Origin of the sequence: Psychrobacter sp. 1Y11 (genome assembly GCF_052259045.1) — a bacterium.
In the GTDB taxonomy this organism is placed as follows: domain Bacteria; phylum Pseudomonadota; class Gammaproteobacteria; order Pseudomonadales; family Moraxellaceae; genus Psychrobacter.
In genome coordinates this window covers 14,846-33,858 of record NZ_JBQQER010000003.1, presented here as the reverse complement: position 1 = coordinate 33,858, position 19,013 = coordinate 14,846, and the positions used below count along the sequence as shown (strand labels likewise).

The 19,013-nt window shown below is 45.2% G+C and carries 16 protein-coding genes; all 16 read right to left on the bottom strand.

The window, feature by feature from the left end; all coding sequences use genetic code 11:
- Positions 1-85: 85 nt before the first annotated feature.
- The 16 genes from modB to ACTXGJ_RS03150 all read right to left on the bottom strand — a co-directional run bounded on the left by modB (position 86) and on the right by ACTXGJ_RS03150 (position 18,976).
- Positions 86-787, bottom strand: coding sequence for a molybdate ABC transporter permease subunit (modB, locus tag ACTXGJ_RS03225; protein WP_443565110.1), 702 nt, complete (start codon positions 785-787; stop codon positions 86-88).
- A gap of 56 nt (positions 788-843) precedes the next feature.
- The gene (locus tag ACTXGJ_RS03220) at positions 844-1,374 is read right to left on the bottom strand and encodes a molybdenum cofactor biosynthesis protein MoaE (protein ID WP_439241417.1); all 531 of its coding nucleotides are present in this window, start codon (positions 1,372-1,374) and stop codon (positions 844-846) included.
- A 242-nt stretch (positions 1,375-1,616) separates the two neighbouring features.
- Positions 1,617-1,901, bottom strand: a complete 285-nt coding sequence (locus ACTXGJ_RS03215; protein ID WP_443565109.1) for a MoaD/ThiS family protein — start codon at positions 1,899-1,901, stop codon at positions 1,617-1,619.
- A gap of 90 nt (positions 1,902-1,991) precedes the next feature.
- Positions 1,992-2,522 (bottom strand): cyclic pyranopterin monophosphate synthase MoaC, encoded by a 531-nt coding sequence (gene moaC, locus ACTXGJ_RS03210; RefSeq protein WP_443565108.1) that lies wholly within the window; start codon positions 2,520-2,522, stop codon positions 1,992-1,994.
- 58 nt (positions 2,523-2,580) lie between these two features.
- A complete protein-coding gene (moaB, locus tag ACTXGJ_RS03205) occupies positions 2,581-3,111 on the bottom strand; it encodes a molybdenum cofactor biosynthesis protein B (RefSeq protein ID WP_439241411.1) in 531 nt (176 codons plus the stop codon).
- Positions 3,112-3,279: 168 nt separating this feature from the next.
- The gene (gene moaA / locus ACTXGJ_RS03200) at positions 3,280-4,320 is read right to left on the bottom strand and encodes a GTP 3',8-cyclase MoaA (protein ID WP_443565107.1); all 1,041 of its coding nucleotides are present in this window, start codon (positions 4,318-4,320) and stop codon (positions 3,280-3,282) included.
- 292 nt (positions 4,321-4,612) lie between these two features.
- Positions 4,613-5,311, bottom strand: coding sequence for a nucleotidyltransferase family protein (locus ACTXGJ_RS03195; protein WP_443565106.1), 699 nt, complete (start codon positions 5,309-5,311; stop codon positions 4,613-4,615).
- On the bottom strand, positions 5,304-6,542 hold the full coding sequence (locus tag ACTXGJ_RS03190) for an XdhC family protein (RefSeq protein ID WP_443565105.1): 1,239 nt from the start codon (positions 6,540-6,542) through the stop codon (positions 5,304-5,306). Before ACTXGJ_RS03190 ends, ACTXGJ_RS03195 begins: the two co-directional genes overlap by 8 nt.
- A 116-nt stretch (positions 6,543-6,658) precedes the next feature.
- On the bottom strand, positions 6,659-9,154 hold the full coding sequence (locus ACTXGJ_RS03185) for a molybdopterin cofactor-binding domain-containing protein (protein WP_443565104.1): 2,496 nt from the start codon (positions 9,152-9,154) through the stop codon (positions 6,659-6,661).
- 2 nt (positions 9,155-9,156) lie between these two features.
- Positions 9,157-10,149 carry an FAD binding domain-containing protein gene (locus tag ACTXGJ_RS03180; protein WP_443565103.1) on the bottom strand — a complete coding sequence of 331 codons (993 nt, stop codon included), beginning with the start codon at positions 10,147-10,149 and terminating at the stop codon, positions 9,157-9,159.
- Positions 10,146-10,817: a 2Fe-2S iron-sulfur cluster-binding protein gene (locus ACTXGJ_RS03175; protein ID WP_443565102.1), complete on the bottom strand. Its 672-nt coding sequence runs from the start codon at positions 10,815-10,817 to the stop codon at positions 10,146-10,148. Before ACTXGJ_RS03175 ends, ACTXGJ_RS03180 begins: the two co-directional genes overlap by 4 nt.
- Positions 10,818-11,807: 990 nt before the next feature.
- Entirely contained in the window at positions 11,808-12,533 is a 726-nt protein-coding gene (locus ACTXGJ_RS03170) for a DUF3726 domain-containing protein (RefSeq protein WP_443565101.1), read from the bottom strand.
- Positions 12,530-14,353 carry a hypothetical protein gene (locus ACTXGJ_RS03165; protein ID WP_443565100.1) on the bottom strand — a complete coding sequence of 608 codons (1,824 nt, stop codon included), beginning with the start codon at positions 14,351-14,353 and terminating at the stop codon, positions 12,530-12,532. The genes ACTXGJ_RS03170 and ACTXGJ_RS03165 overlap by 4 nt, the downstream gene beginning before the upstream one ends.
- A gap of 107 nt (positions 14,354-14,460) precedes the next feature.
- Positions 14,461-16,113: a BCCT family transporter gene (locus tag ACTXGJ_RS03160; protein WP_443565099.1), complete on the bottom strand. Its 1,653-nt coding sequence runs from the start codon at positions 16,111-16,113 to the stop codon at positions 14,461-14,463.
- A gap of 218 nt (positions 16,114-16,331) precedes the next feature.
- The gene (locus ACTXGJ_RS03155; protein WP_443565098.1) at positions 16,332-17,321 is read right to left on the bottom strand and encodes a membrane dipeptidase; all 990 of its coding nucleotides are present in this window, start codon (positions 17,319-17,321) and stop codon (positions 16,332-16,334) included.
- Between the two features lie 179 nt (positions 17,322-17,500).
- Complete coding sequence (locus tag ACTXGJ_RS03150; RefSeq protein WP_443565097.1) at positions 17,501-18,976, bottom strand: aldehyde dehydrogenase family protein; 1,476 nt, start codon at positions 18,974-18,976, stop codon at positions 17,501-17,503.
- Between the last annotated feature and the right edge of the window lie 37 nt (positions 18,977-19,013).

Genomic DNA, 19,013 nt, shown 5'->3' with positions numbered 1-19,013 from the left:
TTCAGTAATTATCTTGTGGTCTTGATGCAGAGGTTTATTAGAGAAAAAGTAACAGGGTATTAGTCTGTCGTTATAAGCATTGTTATTATGAGCGCTGAATCGACTTACTAACGCTCGCTATCAAGGTCACCATAAGCATCCCCGTGATCACTAGTACCGCTGCCATCAGATGCGCCATCTCATAGTTCAGCGCTTCGACTTGCTCATAAATAGCGATAGAAATGACCTTGGTTTCCCCAGAGATGCTACCGCCTATCATCAATACCACGCCAAACTCACCAATGGTATGGGCAAAGCTTATTAAGCTACCTAAAATAATGCCAATACGCGCTTGCGGTAGCGCTATAGTGATAAATCGTCTGAGGCGACTGTTTTCTAATAATTGCGCCATTTCTGTGACGCTTTTAGGAATACGTAAAAACTGCGCGTAGACTGGCTGGACATAAAAAGGCAAAGAGTAAATGATAGAGCCTATCACTAAGCCCTCAAAGGTAAAGACTAAGCTGCGAATATTATGTTCATTTAGCCAATGACCAACGAGCGAGTTGGGGCTCATAAGCAGTAGCAAATAAAAGCCAATAACAGTCGGCGGCAGTACTAAAGGCATCGCTATAACACCTAACAAAATGACTTTAAGGCGACTGATAAAACGATGACGACTAGGACGCGCTAGCCAATAAGCGAGCGGAGTCGCGAGTAATAGCAGGCATAAGGTAGTGACGCCTGCAAGCTTAAGGCTTACCCAAAATGGCATTAGCATCTCTGATAAGACGGAAGGATCGGCCATAGCTCTACAACTATCACATCGGAAGGGGAGTAACGGTACTAATCAGCCATTATTACTTAGCCGTTGTTGCTTAGCCATTTGGGCGACTCATTATCATAATATTCTTGCTTCCAGACGGGAATGTCGGCTTTGATGGTATCGAGTATCCAGCGGCAGGCATCAAAAGCCGGGTAACGATGCGTGGAGACCACACCGATCCAAACCGCGATATCGCCAATCTCTAACGCGCCAATACGGTGAATAGCCACAGCATGCGAAATCGCAAACTTCTCTTTGGCTTCGTTAATGATTTGTCGACCTTGGTTAATCGCCAAATCTTCATAGCCGTAGTAAGTCAAACGCTCAACAGAGCTGGCATTATTATGATTGCGCACGCGACCTTCAAAGCTTGCAAAAGCGCCACAGCTATCGTCATCGAGCATAGCTCTGAGACGAGCCTCATCGATAGCCACATCTAATAAAGCAAAGCCATCACGCTGAGCAATAGCGTAAGCTTCCTCACTGCTGCGTTTAATCTGCATCGATTGGCTATGCACGTCGGCTTTATTGCCAGATTTTGTATCATTGCTTTGATTGTCGTCAGTCATTTATAAACTCAAGTTTTTAGTAGAATCTGGTAATTAACGAAATTCTATTTAAAGAATTTCACTTGCAAAGCGAAAATTGCAGTTCAATTTTTAACGCTTTTCAGGGCTAAAGCCGCAGCCTACGTCAGCTTAGCTCTAGTATGAGAATTTATACATAAAAGCCAAATAAAATGAGCCTTAAAATAATATTTGCTAAGCTATGACCTATAACCTACGTTAATTTTTATATTAGTTAAAGACTTTTAACCGCCTGCTACTGGGGTAATAAAGACCACGCTGTCGCCATTATTGATAGGGTCGTCCCATTTAGCAAAATAATCGTTCACCGCCACGCGCAGATCGGCCTGCGGACGACTAAAGCGGTGCTTTTCGCTAAGCTGCGCATAAAGCTGAGCTAGTGAGGTAGCAGGATCGACCGCTACTGTTTCTTCCTGACAATTAGCTTCATCGGCAAGACTGGCAAAATAAAGTACGTTAATATTCATTAAGTTATTAGCATTGGTGTCATTCATTGTATTATCAGTCATATTTTTACCTATATCATTCGGTGCTGCTTGCAGTCGTTGATTCAACCATGAGTTAAATTATTCGCTCACTAAATAAACATCAAATCTAGATTATTTTACTTGATGGTTATAATCGGACTTGCCACCTGTCTTAGTCATGAGTTTAACTCCATCAATCACGATGTCATGCGATAGCGCTTTGGTCATGTCATAGATAGTCAGGCAAGCGACGCTTACCGCAGTCAATGCTTCCATTTCAACGCCAGTCTTATGGGTAACTTTCACCGTTGCATTGACCGTTATGCTACTGAGCTCATCGTCATAATCGAAGCTTAAGCCGATCTTATCTAGTGGCAATGGATGACAAAGCGGAATCAAATCATGAGTGCGTTTGGCTGCCATAATACCTGCGATATGCGCGGTTTGGGTGATGCTACCTTTTTTGGTCATACCATCAGCGGCTTTTATTTGGCTGTAAATATCCGCTGGAAAACGTACCTGACCGATAGCATGGGCTTCTCTAGTGGTCGCAGTCTTACCACTGACATCAACCATGTGAATATCGCCGTCGCTATCTAAGTGCGAGAGGGTAGCGACTTTGTTCTCTAAAGGTTTGGCGGTATTTTTATCAACAGCAGACATAGGCATATCTTTTCTTAGCAATTAAATTTTTATGACAGCTTTGTTTATACGCAAGCAATTAATCATGACTCGGATTAGCGCGCATAAAGTGCGCGACGAAGTTACAAGGACGAGTGCGATTATCGAATTGCTCTTTTAGAATACTATTCCAGCCCGTGCGACAAGCGCCCGTCGAGCCAGGCAGACAAAATATACCTGTACCATTAGCCATACCAGCGATAGCACGTGATTGAATGGTCGACATACCGATCTCGTCTTTAGAGAGCAAACGGAACATCTCGCCAAAACCGTCAATAGACTTGTCAAATAAAACATTGACCGCTTCTGGCATACTATCACGGATAAAAAACCCAGTACCGCCCGTGGTCATCACCGCATGAATATTAGGATCAGCAATCCAGCCGCTAATAACGGCGCGAATCTTATAAATATCATCAGTGATTAATTGACGATCGGCAAGCTTATGACCCGCTTCAACTAAGCTATCGACCAAATATTGTCCTGAAGTATCTTGCTCAAGAGTGCGACTGTCAGAGACACAAAGGACGGCAATATTAAGTGGGGTAAATTCTGCGGCAGGCTTAGACATTTTTTTCCTTACTCTTAAATTATTTAATACTTGGTTTATAGTGGATACCAAACAATATGGATGCGCTATATCGTTTTTATATCGAACATACTATATATTTTAGAGCTTTAGAAGCTTTGCGATTTTTAGTTTTACAATGTAAAAATTATCAAACTTCACCAAAATAGTCTAACCACCAATAATAGATAAGTTATGCATCATGCCACTATCAGACTCATGCAGATGATGATGTTCAGGTTTAATTGGCATAAAGCTATATAGGGTATCAATCAACCCTTGCACATCATTGTTTTGCAGATATTTTCTAATATCATAATTGCCTTCGTCAAACAAACACAGATGCACTTTGCCTTGGCTACTGACGCGCAAGCGGTTACAGTTATCACAAAAGTGCGCGGCATAGGGCGCAATCATACCGATACGACCGAGATAATCAGGGTGGCTGTATTCGATTGCAGGACCATCGGCGCTACCGCGATCATGCGACTGCCAACCGCGCGCAAGTAAGTAATCAGTAATCATATCGGCCTGCGCATGCTGAGCAAAAAACAAATCACTGTTGTCGCTCGTCTGCATAAATTCAATAAAGCGATAAGTCACAGGACGATCTTTGACGTAATCCATTGCATCGATCAGGTTTTGAAAAGCGGTCTCTGCCATTAAGATACTATTAATTTTAAGCTTGATATCAGTAGTCGCTAATAAGGTATCCATATCGCGCATCAGCTGCGGCTGAGTATTAAAACCTGTCATCTGATGGAAAGTATCGGCATCGAAACTATCCATACTGATGTTGAGCTGATTAAGTCCTGCTGCTTGCCAGTTAGCTAAATGCTTGCCAAGCTTATAGCCATTACTAGTCATCGCCACCATCTCGATACCGGCAGTATTTTTGATAGTATCGATAATCTCAACCACATCGCGTCTGATAGAGGGCTCACCGCCGGTGATACGTACCTTTTGGGTACCAACTTGCGCAAAGCCTTGAATTAGCGTTTTGATCTCAGCCACGCTGAGCTCATCGGAGGGACGCTTGCCCTGATAGCCATTTGGCAAGCAATACTCACAGCGAAAGTTACAAAAATCAGTAATGGACAGGCGCAAATAAGTCAGCCGCCGCGAAAAGCCATCGGTTAGTGGTTTATTATCAACTGCTAAGTTACTGGCTATCAAATTATCGGCACGAGCAGGATCTACAGAGGATAGCATTGAGCTATTCTGTGCTTGAGGGTCAAAAATTTCAGGCTTTGAAACAGGTGAATACAAAAAGGTACTCCCAATAATGGGGTCAAAGAAAAGTATAAGTGATTAAGGCTGGTTTTACCGTCAACGTTATGTATTTATTGCCTTAATTTAATTAGAATTATAGCAAATATGGGAGATTGTATTAGGGCATATTCAGGTATGGATAGAGGTTTGATAAAAGCGGTGCTACGAGTTTGCATGACGTGCAAAAAAGACTGAGCTAGAAATAATAAATCATTTTGCTCATTAAGCCGGTTCAATCAAGCCAATCTTTCTCTTTAGCATAAGCTAATTGTTTAGGAGTATCAATATCAAAGCTAAGCCGGTCATTGCTAATGTTAGCTATCGACTCGGCAGGTAACACTCTAATAAAATGCCGTAAACCTTTATCACCGCTCAGCGAAGACTGCCATGTGTTTAATAACTCATAATTGACAACTATTGGTAGGCCAACGATATCACTCTTATTTTCATTAACAATAAAGTTATCATCTAAATAGGGATAGCGACTGGCAACGACTAAGTTGTCTTGTGTTAGAAGTTGCTTCAAATGCTCTGCCTCTAATAACACTTGATCCACACCAATAATCAATACGCGCTTGATAACTAAATCGTGCTGAGCTTTTAATGCATCAATAGCTAAAGATAAGCTCTGCGCCATGCCTGTCTCTGGCGCCGCATTATGGACTATCTCTATGTTTGGATTTTGCGGGTTTGGTTCATCGATAATAGTATCGAGAGTAGAACGGATAGCTAAATTTTGCTTAGGAATGACAACGATGATAGTTTGGGGCTGAGTCGCCAAAGCAAGCGCTGTCATATAATCGACTAAAGGCTTACCCTGCTTTTTTAAGAGTTGCTTGGGCTGACCTAGCCTGTGACTGAGGCCGCTAGCTAAGATAATGACCGCGTGATTTTGAGGTGCGTTTTGAGTCACTAAAGATCTATCACTCATAACTGGCTGCGTCGACTAACTGATTTGAGTTCGATGATGATTTTGGCTGGGCCAATTCTCTATTAACCGCAACTTGCTCATGAACCACCGCACTGATTTGGGCGATGATACTAAGTGCCAAGGCCTCAGGACCATCACCGCCTAATTTATAGCCGATAGGGTAGTGTAGTCGATTGATGCCATCTGCTAATATCGCAGGGTTTTCGCAGTTTGAGCTTATCTCCTCAATCAAGCGCTCAGTGCGATAACGCGGCCCCAACTGTCCAATGTAATTATAATGATTTGGACGTTGTAGCAAAGTAGCTAAACGCGCACGATCTTGACTGAGGCTATGCGACATCAGCGCTACCGCTGCATTTCGGCTTAATTTAAGTAAAGTGTCGCTATCTGCTAAGGGTACCGAAAGGACTGAGTCAGCTTGCAAAAAACGCTGGCGCGTCGCATATTGCGACCTGCTATCGATGACTGTGACGTGCCAATCCTGCAGCTTTGCCATCGTAACTAGCGGTATAACATCATTACCGGCTCCGCAAACTAATAGTCGAATTTGCGGTTGTAAGCTTTGTATTAACCATTCGGTTTGTACGCTTGCGCTATCCTTATTTGCCATTGGGTTTTTTAGAACGAGATAATCAGCATTTTTTTTACTAACTTCATAAGTGGCCAACTCATCAATTATCGGCTGCGGTATTGCTTGTGAATCCGCGCTTTCACCCGAAAAACCAGTGCTTGAATTAACTCTAGTGCCAACGGTCATCTCAGCACTGTTAGCGCGAATTAGGGTAGCCACAGTAGCAGGTTGCCCACTTTGACGAACTTTTTGAATTAAATCCAGATAGGGCATAGCAGTAGTTAGACGCTCAAATAACACGTGAACTTTACCGTTACAGCCTAAACCAAAATTTAGCTCGTCCTCTAAGTCTGTATCAGTATCAACAGCAGCATAATTATTTAATGCATCATCCTGTTCGTCACTGTGCTCATCACCGGTTTGATAGACTTGCACGCTTGCATTATTACGAGTCAGCCAAAAAGCGCGCTTGATAATATGCGGCTCGAGGCAGCCGCCACTGATCATACCGACTGAACGACCATCTTCGCAAATGAGCATCATTGCGCCAGGTTTACGATAAGCCGAACCTTCCGTGCGCACTACCGTTGCCAAGACGGCATCAACGTTGTGCTGATGCGCATCGAAAGCGAGCTGTAGAATGTCTGCGACTTGATTCATATTTTTGCGTTTCTTTTTTATATTTTGAAAGATAAAAATAAATAAAACCTGCTTAGGATTAAAATTAATATTTAGCAGGTTTTATCTAAGAGATTTTTATACTTCGATAACGCTCATTACTCAGGCATATCGGCTAAGATTTTGTCTAAAGTAATAGGGAAGTCATAAACTCGTACACCAACGGCATTATAGATAGCGTTAGCAATAGCGGCCGCTGAGCCTGAAATCGAGGTCTCGCCAATACCTTTTATGTGCATCGGATTGGTATAAGGATCATCTTCTTCTAACAAAATTACCTCCAACTGCGGTACGTCAGCGTTGACCGGCACATGATATTCGGCAAGGTCATGATTACATAAGCGACCATCGCGCTTGTCATGAATAACCTCTTCCATCAAAGCAGAACCAATTCCAAATATCATGCCGCCATAACACTGTGAAGTTGCCAACTTATGGTTGAGAATACGTCCTGCTGCATACACGCCAGTCATACGTTTGACGCGAATCTCACCGGTGACTCTATGTACCGCGACTTCAGCGAAATTCGCTCCAAACGAGGCTTGGCGATAGTTTTTGCCATTTTTACCTGGTTTGATCTGGCCTTTGGCGCTGATCTCTTGCTCGTCAAACTTAGCGATGATATCAGCTAACGCATAGGACTGATTATCATTAAAATCATATTGCTCGGTTGCTGATTTTAACTTTGATGCCGATTCTGGCAGCGGTATACCCGTTTTCTTTGACGCTATAACCATCAGATCTGCGGCTCTATCCATCAAATCTGAGACTTTATCAGCCAACTTTTCATCAACCAGCTCTGTGACTTTTTCTTTACCCGTATCTATGGCTACTTCTATTTTACTAGGCTCGTGCTCACCCGATTTTTTGATTTGGCCTTTATCTATACGAATGGTATCGGTATGCAAACCTACTTTTTTGGCTAGCATGGCGCGTAGCTGCTCGCAAGCCAAATAGACGCCACTACCGGCGCTGGCGGCACCAAAGCTACCACCAGAACCTGAGGCTGGTGGCAAATCACTGTCACCAAGCTTCATCTCGATATGATCGACAGGCAGACCCAGTAGATCAGCAGCAACTTGAGTAAATACCGTGTAAGAGCCAGTGCCAATATCGGTCATATCCGTTTCGATAATAGCTTTGACGCCAAGCTCTTTTAAGCTATCGAGTTGCAAAATTGCCCGAGCTTCAGAGGGCTGCAATAGGTTACCGCGCGAGGTCCCAGACATACCGGTCCCTATCCACCAATCGCCTTCTAGCTGACTGGCAGGTTTGGGGTTATGTTGATCCCAACCAAACGCTTCAGCGCCTTTTTCCATACAGGCAACGAGCTGACGGGTGGAGAATGGAATCTCTTCGCTCGGGTCTTCTTCCGGCTCATTACGGCGGCGCAGCTCAATAGGATCAATCTCCAGCTTGTTCGCCAGCTCATCCATCGCACATTCAACGGCAATCATACCGACCGCTTCACCTGGAGCACGCATAGAGCCTGATAAGACTTGGTTCATATCCACCATCTGATAGCTGACGCGGCGATTCTCTCCGCGATACAGGAAGTGAGTCGATAATGCCGTTGGCTCAAAAAATGCCTCACCCGGTAAATTACTGGTTGTAGTATCGTGAATAAAGGTATCAATAACGCCTTCTTTGTCACAACCAATAGCGATACGCTGTCGAGTGTTTGAGCGTCTTACTGTCGCCTCCATTACTTGCGGGCGCGTCATAGTAATCAGTACTGGACGACCAACTTCTTTAGAGGCAATGGCGGCAGCAATAGATTCTGGCGCAATACCCAGCTTACTCCCAAAGCCACCACCTACGTAGTATGAGATCAGCTCTACTTGCTCTTTATTCAAGTCTAGCGCGTCCATAATTTGCTGCTTACAAGAGGCGATCATCTGATTTGAAGAGTACATAATAAGCTTATCCTCTTCCCAATAAGCTAAAGTCGCATGCGGCTCCATAGCAGCGCTATTTTGACTGGGCGTGTGATACAAACTATCAAGGGTTACAGCTGAATCAGCCAAACCTTGTTCCGGATCGCCATGTTCAGCGTTCTTGTCTGAGCCTTTTTTCTCGTCAACATCATGAGCATTGGACAGCTGTTGGGTGAAATCCAAAGCCGCCTGCTCGGTCTCATCTTTATAGGTCACTTTGAGCGCATTGGCACCTTCAGTTGCTGCTTCAAAAGTTTCAGCGACAACAACAGCGATAGGTTGACCGTGATAAAAGATTTCACTTACGCCTTGAGTGGGGGCTTCGGTCTCGCCGCCTTGCTGTGAGTTACGTAAAAAGCGCTCAGGATCAGTAACGACTTTAATGATGCCCGGAATATCTGCGACCGAGTCGCTATCGATATTGTCAACCTTACCTTTAGCAATGGCCGCGCCAACCAGCACACCATACACTTTATTTTCGACCTCGATCTCTGCTGAATAATGGGCTTGACCGCTAACCTTTAACGAGCCCTCGACGCGGTTAATTGGTTTACCCACCAAATTACTCGCTGTTTTGTCGAATAAGGTTTCAACAGGCTCATTCATTTTTTCTTTATTGGTAGGCTCTGACGGTAATACTGAATCTAATAATGACATGATTATGCTCCCTCGCCCGCTAGTGCACGCTTAATGACTTGTTTTAGCAAACGGCGTGTTAGTGGTATTTTAAAGTCGTTTTGACCGCTACCTTTGGCATCTTTTAACAACAAATCTGCAGCCTGACTGATAGTGTCATCGTCGCCCTGCGTATCGATCAATAAATCTTCCACATCTTCATTGCGCCACGGCTGAGTACCAATTCCGCCAAATGCTAAGCGTACTGTCGCCAAATTACCATTATCATCAGCGTCTATCACAGCTGCACACGATACAAGCGCAAAAGCATAAGAGGCGCGGTCACGTACTTTGTCATAAGTGTGCATGCCTTTAATAGGTGCTGGCAGCACAACATGCGTAATAAGCTCACCTGACTCTAAAACGTTTTCGATATGGGGGGTGTCTTTTGGTAGACAATAAAAGTCTTTTACCGGAATCTGCCGAGTCGAGCCATCGGTTTTGGCAGTCTCGATGGTAGCATCAAGCAAACGCATAGCGACCGCCATATCGGATGGATGCTGAGCAATACAAGCGTCACTTGTGCCTAAAATTGCAAGGGAGCGGTTCTCACCATTGATGGCAGGGCAGCCGGTGCCCGGTTCACGCTTATTACAAGGGCTATCGGTATGATAAAAATAGTAGCAGCGCGTACGTTGCAGGAAGTTACCGCCAGTCGTCGCTTTATTACGCAGTTGGCCAGTTGCGCCAGCTAATATTGCACGAGACAATACCGGATAATTGGCAATCACGCTAGGATGCGCAGCCAAATCACTATTGCTCACTAAAGTTCCGATACGTAGACCGCCATCGGCGGTGTCTTCAATCTGTTCGAGCTCTAAGCGTGTGACATCAACCAGTTTGGTTGGCGTTTCAATCTCAAACTTCATGAGATCGAGCAAATTGGTACCGCCTGCGATAAATGAAGCCTCTTTAGGAGTTGCAAACATTACCGCTTGCTGCGGTTCAAGGGCGCGGATATATTCAAAGCGTTTCATGAGCGGCCTCCTGCTGTGCTACTGGCAGTTTTATTATGGTTTACGGATTGGTTACCAAGTTGCGACTGACTGGGCGGTGGCGACCAAATACCCGTCACTGCCGAGTCTTGTAGCGAACTTGTAGTCGTCTCTTCACTAGAAGAAGCACGCTTAGCTGACACTTCGCTCTCAAGCACTTGTGAGATGGCATCCACAATGTTGGGATAAGCAGAACAGCGACAAATATTGCCACTCATGCGCTCAGCGATCTCTTGGACTAATAGCCCATTAGGGTTTTTGAGATCTGTCGTCACATAGCTTGGCCAGTTTTGTTTCACCTCTTCTATTAAAGCAGTGGCTGAACAAATCTGACCTGGGGTGCAATACCCGCACTGAAACGCGTCATGATCTTTAAATGCTTGTTGCAAGGCTGACAACGATTCGGGCATGCCGATACCTTCGATTGTCGTGATTTTATCACCATCGTGCATGACCGCTAGCGTCAAACAGGAATTGATACGCTCACCATTGATGAGCATCGTACAAGCACCGCATTGACCGTGGTCGCAGCCTTTTTTGGGTCCGGTAATTTGTAGATGCTGACGACAAACGTCGAGCAGAGTGGTACGCGAATCAAGATCATCAAAGGAATAATTTTGGTTATTGATATTCAAAGTCAAAGTAGACATGCTGGCTTCTCGCTGGCAAAGGATAAGGGCTAAAATAAGGATAACTAATAAGTCATCATAAAATAGTAGAGGCAGCAGGCCAGTGAGTCTGTGTAGTAAATGTTATTCTAGGAAGGGAGGGAAAAGCTGAGGGGAGCGGCGATTTAAGAGCTTGGCGCTAAGCACAGGCCTTAGTAGTGACTAATCAAAAGTATGATAAGTTATATCGAGAGGTGAGAATAAAATCCTTTGGCGTACTGTTTACTTTTGCAACTGAGTCATTGAATAACTTAAATTATAAAAGTAACTGGAATAGCATTATCGGTTTTGTTTTACAAAACATTGTTTGCTGATTAACGGCCTCATCTACGTTTGCTACGGCGATCGATCTTTTGGTGCAGACGTTCAGGTTTATGGCTACTCATAGCACTTACAGAATGACTAACAGCGCAAAATAGATAAACAACCAGTGTCAATGAGACAATAAATGGGGTTAGCAGCCATATGATGCTATTAATAGTGAAAGGGAGTAGCAGACCATTAAAGATAGAGGTGTTGGGTATAAACGTGTCGCACAAGACATCCGTAATGCGCTTCGATATAGGAAACAATAAAGTGCTAACCCCTAATAAATAAAGGAGCTCGATAGAAGCATAGCCTTTAGCAAATATTATGAAGTAAAACATCATATAGAAGCTAAAGCTCAATAACCAACACTTGATAGAATAGCTGACTCGGAGCATATGCGACCTCATGACGCCAAAACGCGCTGATATCTGACATACTGGCATAATCAAACTCAAGCCTACGATGTGAGATAGAATTAAAGACAAATATGATTGAACTTATATCTACTAAATATAATCATAGCAAAAAAAATCTATACTGTTATCAATATATTCATTTTTTTACATATTTATTTTTAACGGCTTTTTTAACGATAAAAAACCCTCAAAGTGGTTAGCTTTGAGGGTCATAAAAGTAATATTGTTTTAAAGTTTAATGGCCGCTTTATACACCGCCTGCGCCTTTACTAGAAGCTTCGCTGTTCTCCACTAAGATAGCCGCTGCGGTTTTTTTGAGGGTATTCCACTGCTCATCATCGACATAAATGCCTTCTTTCCAAGCACGCTTATGCGTCTCATACAGCTCATCGGTCGATATCTTATGATCAAAATCTCGGCTTTCGTTATCAATATTGAAGTTAGCAGTAGCAAGCTCAATCACCATATCATCGGTGTTGTAATTGGCTTGAATCTCATTAAAGAAGTAAATATCAGGATAGGTAAAACCTTGATTTAGGGTAAACAACGTGTGCTTAGGGGCGCTGCCATTATCCCATTTGGCAAGGCAAGCGATACCTTTGGCCGATAGGTTGACCAGTTCGCTATAAGCCAGCCAGCGGTTGTGGCAGTTCTCGATATAGATTTTATAATGATCAAGATCGCCCATTTTCTCTAACGCGTAGTCCATAATAGTAGGCAAGTGACAGGCTAAGCTGCTGCTATGCAAATTAAAACGAATCTCATCGGCGCTCTGGGAGACGATATCGATAGGCGTATCTTGCTCAGTCAAAATGTAGGGGGTGGCATTATTGAATTGTTCAACACCATCAAGCCCCGCCATTTGTAATTCGGCGACCATAGTGGCGACTAGATCCGCTTCGCCGACTTCGCGGTGCATACCCGTAAAGGCTTTATACACGGTGCTGACAATCTCATTGCGTGAGACTATCATAGCTCTATCTCCTTCATCGCTTTATTTGCATAGTTAGGCACAATGGGCATAGTTGGCAGCGGTCCACTAGGCGCATCGGTAGCTAGCAGCGTTGTCTGCTCCGCTACAGACATCTTGCTCAAAGGTAAGCTTGGCAGTAGCGGAAACAGCCACTCATTGCTATGGACTTCATCGAACAGCGGCGCACCCTGAAATAAAGTCACCCGTACCCAGCGATCCGAGCGCGGATCGAATTTGGTTGCGCCAAACATCGATAGTTTGCAGCGCAGCAGATGAATAGGCAAAGTGTCTTTTTGTAGCACATTCATCTGAATATCGCCCATGCTCTTGTGACCCATCGTCCAAACTCGGCGAGCGATAGAGCGATACTTGGGCTGCTTTAACACAAACTCTGAGAGCAGCTGCTCAGGTTCGGCTTGTTTAAGCGCCACATACAAGCGATTCACTTGCCGGGCGATATCTAAAGACAGCTCACGATCATCGCCAGCTTCTACTCCGCGCACGCCCATCCGCGGCTCTTCTTTATCGACTGAGCGATACCAAAACCAATAACTGTTATCCGGCTCATTAAAGTCGATGTTGATTGCCCACTGATAACGGCTCTGTAATACTTCTAGCAAATCTGCAACCGTTTTACCTTTTGGTAGCGATAAGGTCTCATCGGCGTTGACCTGCTCTTGAAACGCATCTACTTGCTCAGGATATAGCTCCATCAAACAGGAGATAATGACCTCTTGGCTCTCATAACTTAGATCCTTTTGCGCGTGGAAAAAATCGTCCCAAGTCTGATATGTCTTTATACTCGTCAATAAGTTATTGCGTAATAGCGTTAACTCTTTTACAGCGTTTTGGTTTAGCGCGGCTTGTGTCTCATCAATAGTGACAATTTCGGTAAAATGCTGAATAGCGCGGCTAAGCAGACTGGAGAAGTAAGCGGCTTTTTTTGAATTAATCTCATTGACTAGCGTCGCTTGTAGCGCCTCTTCTCGCATGGTCATCCACTGATCGACAATGCAGGGATGATTAATCAAATAAGGCGCCATCCCAAGACCTGTGGCATTACCGATGCCCAAATAGCGCTTTATATCAGGATGTAGCGTGGTGGCCTGATCGCCGCCGCGTTTATGCGCTAGATAATCGACCCAATCGAGACTAAATTCACGTAGCAAATAAACCGCGCACATCTGCGCGCGAAAGGACTGATTAAAATCCTCGCTATGACCCAGCGGCTCAAAGTCATAAATACCAAATTTACCATTACCATAAACAGCCGTGGTACGCAGGATATAACCGACTTGCGCTAGAATATCGAGATCCGGCTGCTGACCCTCCGCTAAGCGTGAGACTGTGTGCTCAAACACGCGCATACTCTTGTTCGCGCGCGCGAGCACCATGACCATATTGGAGTTGCGGCCCGCTTCTTGCAGCGGTACGTTAGCCTTAAGCTTATCTAGCAGTTCTTGCCCAATCTCACCATAGACTAAGCCAAATGTCACATCCCACTTCTGTGCAATAACCCTATCATTACGCTCGTCATCGGCCAGCTCATTGCAGAACACCACTAGATGATAAATATGTTCAGCGGTCTGCAAGCGGTAAATCACTTGCCCAAAACCGTTATCGTCTAAATCCCAAAGATAGGTGGTTAGTGTCCATTGCTCTCTATCAATCTTACGCAGCAGTGTACGTACAAAGCTAATGCGCGTCTGATGCATAGCGCCAAGCCTCTCAGCGTCCATGACGACATTGGGGGCACGTAAAGAACGTTTTGCCAGCTCAATGCCTGTCATACTATTATCATTTGCATGATCGAAATTCATAATGCCTCCATGGTCAGTCGTGTATTGAGTCGGTCAACTGGTATCGTATTGCGTGACCAAATGACCGATTATGTTGAGCTTTATTGCTTAAGGTTTTGAGATTAATCTCATTTTTTAACGGCCGCTTGTCTTTCTAACTTCTTCTCTTGAACGAGATAGTCAGTCTCTACGCGATTAGGACGATATAGGTCTTGATCGCGTGCCATCTGCTGAGCGATTTGCGGCCCATTCCATAATGAGGGCAGCAGAATAAAGGAGACGGGCACCGCGGTAATCACGATAAAAGATTGCAAGGCACTGACGCCGCCTGATCCTAAGGAGATTAAAACGATAGCCGTGATACCCATCATCACCCCCCAAAAGGTACGAATCATAGCGTTAGGCTCACGCTCGCCGCTGATAACCACACTAATAGTATAAGTCATCGAGTCGCCTGTGGTGACGATAAACACCGTAGTCAAAATAAGAAATAGTATTGAGATGATTAATGGGAACGGTAATGACTGCGTAACGGCTAGCAGGGCACCTGGTAGATTAAAGCCTTCAAAAGCGCTACTAACCACACCCGGATTGGCAATCTCAAAAGCAAGGCCTGAGCCACCAACTACGGTGAACCAAAAGCAAGTCACCAGCGGCGCAATGATACAAACGGTGGTGATTAATTGGCGAATGGTACGACCTCGCGAGATACGCGCGATAAAGATCGCCATCATTGGCCCATAGCCCAAGAACCAGCCCCAAAAGAACACCGTCCAACCGCCAAGCCAGCCTTCATCACCGCGAAACGTCGCCATCGGAATGAAGTTTTGTACCATGGTACCAACGCCTTGGATGTAGCCATTAACAATAAAGTTGCTCGGCCCAAGGATCAAAATAAATAGCATCAGCGCAACGGCTAATATAACGTTAAAGCGGCTTAGCAATTGCATACCGCGCGCCAGACCACTGATAGCGGAGATGGTATAAAGTGCAATAGCGCCCACAATGATAATCAGCTGAGTGACAAAGGTATCAGGAATACCAAATAACTCGTTTAGCGCATAACTGGTCTGCAGTCCCAAAAAACCAATCGGACCGATGGTACCTGCAGCCACGGCAATAATACAGCAAGCATCGATAATAGCGCCGGTCTGCCCGGTCAACACTCGCTCACCAAATACCGGGTAGAGTAGGGTACGTGGTTTGAGCGGTAGACCTTTATCATAATGCAAATGCATCACGACGATAGCCGTCAAGCTACCAACGATCGACCACGCCAAAAACCCCCAATGCATAAAAGATTGCGACAAAGCATTAAAAGCGCGCTGCTGTAGATCAGCGGACTCGCCATAGACAGGCGGCGCGGTGACAAAATGGGCGATAGGCTCAGCTGCCGCCCAAAACACACCGCCGCCAGCGAGCAGCGTACAAAACAGAATCGCCATCCACTTAAAATTGTCCATCTCAGGCTTGGGCAGATTGCCCAAAATCACCCGACCCGTACGACCCGCGCCAACAGCTAGAGCAATGACAAAAGTAGCAAGGAGTAGTATCTGCCAAAAAGGTCCAAAAATATCAGCTGACCAAGTAAAAGCCGTGTTTACTACTACAGCCAGTTGTTCTTCAGCAAAAATGGCCATCATCACAAAGAGGGTAATAAAACCGCCGCTGTACCAAAATGCAGGGTTTTTTAGTCCTAAAGTATCGGTATTTTCTTCGATTAAGTTAGGCCTAGTGGAGCGTCCGAGCTCGTCTTGCTTAAGTCCCTTTAAATCAGCCATGGCTTGGCTTCCTGTAGTTGACATGAGAGTGTCATGCGTTAATTGGAATTAGAACGCTATCGAGCAAAATGTGAGCCAAGATAAAAAGGATAACTTTGCTCTAAATCGTCGGGTTCTAAAGAGTGGTTAACGCTGAAAACAGCTAATGTCTTATAGCGTATTAAATCGTAACGTTGTTAAACTCAAATTTTAAAATCAAAGGGTTTGGGTTTGTGGATTTAATCTAAAGGCTTTAACCCTTGCTCCAAAAAATCAAACCAGTTTTGCCCAATAATTTTGCCCGCATCAGTCTCATTAAAACCGTGTTTAAGTAGGCCGTTATAGATGTTCTCCATACCTTTTTCGCCGGCAAACCACGGCAGATTATCAGGCCAGCCTGAATTATTAGCACTGCCTTCGCCATAATCCATAGCTTTTGACCAGCGCCCATTACGCATCCATTCGAGCACGGATTTGGGCTGATTAAGACACAAATCACTACCGATGGCTAAATGCTCGACACCATATTTATCGGCGCAATTAGCAATCATAGTGCAGAAATCATCAAGGCTGCAGTCGCTACCGTTTGGCAGATGAAACGGGTATAAACTAAACCCTAACAAGCCGCCCGCTTCGGTTAAGGCGCTAATGACGGTGTCTGATTTATTACGCAGCGCATCATGAGCGGTAGTCGGATTGGCGTGGCTAATACAGATCGGGCGCGTAGAGTGCTCAATCGCCTCAAGGGTGGATTGCTCGGCGCTGTGCGACATATCAATAATCATGCCGACACGGTTCATCTCCGCTATCGCTTGCTGACCGAAACGCGTGACCCCGCTGTCTTTTGACTCATAGCAGCCGGTGGCTAGCAGGCTTTGGTTGTTATAAGTCAGCTGCATAATCAGCAGTCCTAAACGGCGCATGACGCTGATTAGGCCAATCTCATCATCGATAGGCGAGCAGTTTTGCGCGCCAAAGAAGATGCCAACTTTGCCTTCATCTTTCGCTGTCTTAATATCGTCCACGCTATAGACGGGCGAGATTAAGTCGCTGTTTTGCTCGAAGTGCCTATTCCATTCAGCAAAGCGAGTCATGGTTTGACGCGCATCTTCGTGATAGACCAAAGTAGCATGTACCGCGTTAATACCGCTGGCCTGTAGCATCTTAAAATAATCACGATCCCAGTTACTATATTGCAAGCCGTCGATGACGATATGGTCTTGGTACATATCCGTGTCCTTTATGCTTTGGAAAAATTTACGGTTTTAAATGAAGTAATGTCGTATATTTTTATCTATAACTGGTATAAATTTTTTGGCTTGCTGCTCGCTTCGCTCACAGAGGCTGCAAAAAATTCATCCCAGTCATACTTTTTCTACGTCAATTACGATTTTATTTTTATAAAAAACTAATACGCCTTTTGATAAGCGGTCTTGACGATGGTATAGAACTCTTTAGCGTATTGACCTTGCTCACGCGGGCCAAAGCTTGATTGTTTACGACCACCAAAGGGCACGTGGTAGTCAGTACCCGCTGTCGCCAGATTGACCATGACGCAGCCTGCTTGCACTTGCTCTTTAAACATGGCGCTATTACGCAGGCTTTGGGTGATGATGCCGCCGGTCAAGCCAAAGCGCGTATCGTTAGTCATGGCAATCGCTTCTTCCAAGTTTTTGGCGCGTATCACACAAGCTAAGGGAGCAAACACCTCTTCTTGGTTAACATCCCAGCTATTTTCGGTCTCGGTAAACAAGGTTGGGGCCATATAATAACCGTCATGCTGCATCTCTAAACGCTCGCCGCCATAGGCTAGATTGGCACCTGCTTGTTTGGCCTTTTCAACCCAGTCCATATTGGCTGCCAGCTGCTTGTCATCGACCACTGGTCCCATAAAGATACCGTCATCTAATGCGTGACCAACCTTTAGGGTTTTCATGCGCTCGACCATAGCGTCGACAAAGGCATCGTGGACACTATCCATTACAATCAAGCGAGAGGAGGCGGTACATTTTTGCCCCGAGCCGCCAAATGCGCCCGCGATTGCGGCATCAACTGCGATTTGCATATCGGCATCATCAGCGATAACAAGAGCGTTTTTGCTACCCATCTCAAGCTGGCAACGCACAAAGTTTGGCGCGGTAGCGGCCGCGACTTTACGACCTGTCGGCACTGAGCCGGTAAAGCTGACCGCGTCGATATCGGTTGAATGGATGAGCGTGTCGCCGACAGAGGATCCGCCACCTAATAGCAAATTAAACGTGCCCTCTGGCAAGCCTTGACGGTGAATAATTTCGGCTAAGGCAACCGCGCTGGCTGGCGTTAAATTGGCAGGCTTCCAGATGACGCTATTACCAAACGCGAGTGCTGGAGCAATTTTCCACACGGCAGTCGCGGTTGGGAAGTTCCAAGGAGAGATAATAGCGACAACGCCGACCGCTTCACGAGTGACTTCGACTTTGACCCCTGGGCGGACTGAATCTGCCAGATCGCCCATTTGACGTAGCACTTCGGCAGCGTAGTAATGAAAGAACTGACCGGCGCGATAAATCTCACCGCGACCCTCTGCGAACGGCTTGCCTTCTTCTAGCGATAACAATGTACCTAATTCGTCACAGCGCGCAATCATCTCATCGCCGATCGCTTGTAGGATAGATTGCTTCTTCTCAAGCGGCGTGGCTTCCCACTTCGGCTGCGCGGCACGGGCGGCTGCAATAGCGTCTTTGACTTGGTCGGTGCTGGCTTGTGCAAACTCGCCTAGATTTTCGCTAGTGTTTGAGGGGTTGATATTATCAACCGTATCGCTGCCCGCTTGCCATTCACCATTGATATAAAGTGATTTTGTTGGGTCTTGTTTTAGCGTGGTTTGTGCGATTTGAGTAGACATAAATGAATCCTTGATAAGATAGTTTGAATAAATGAGA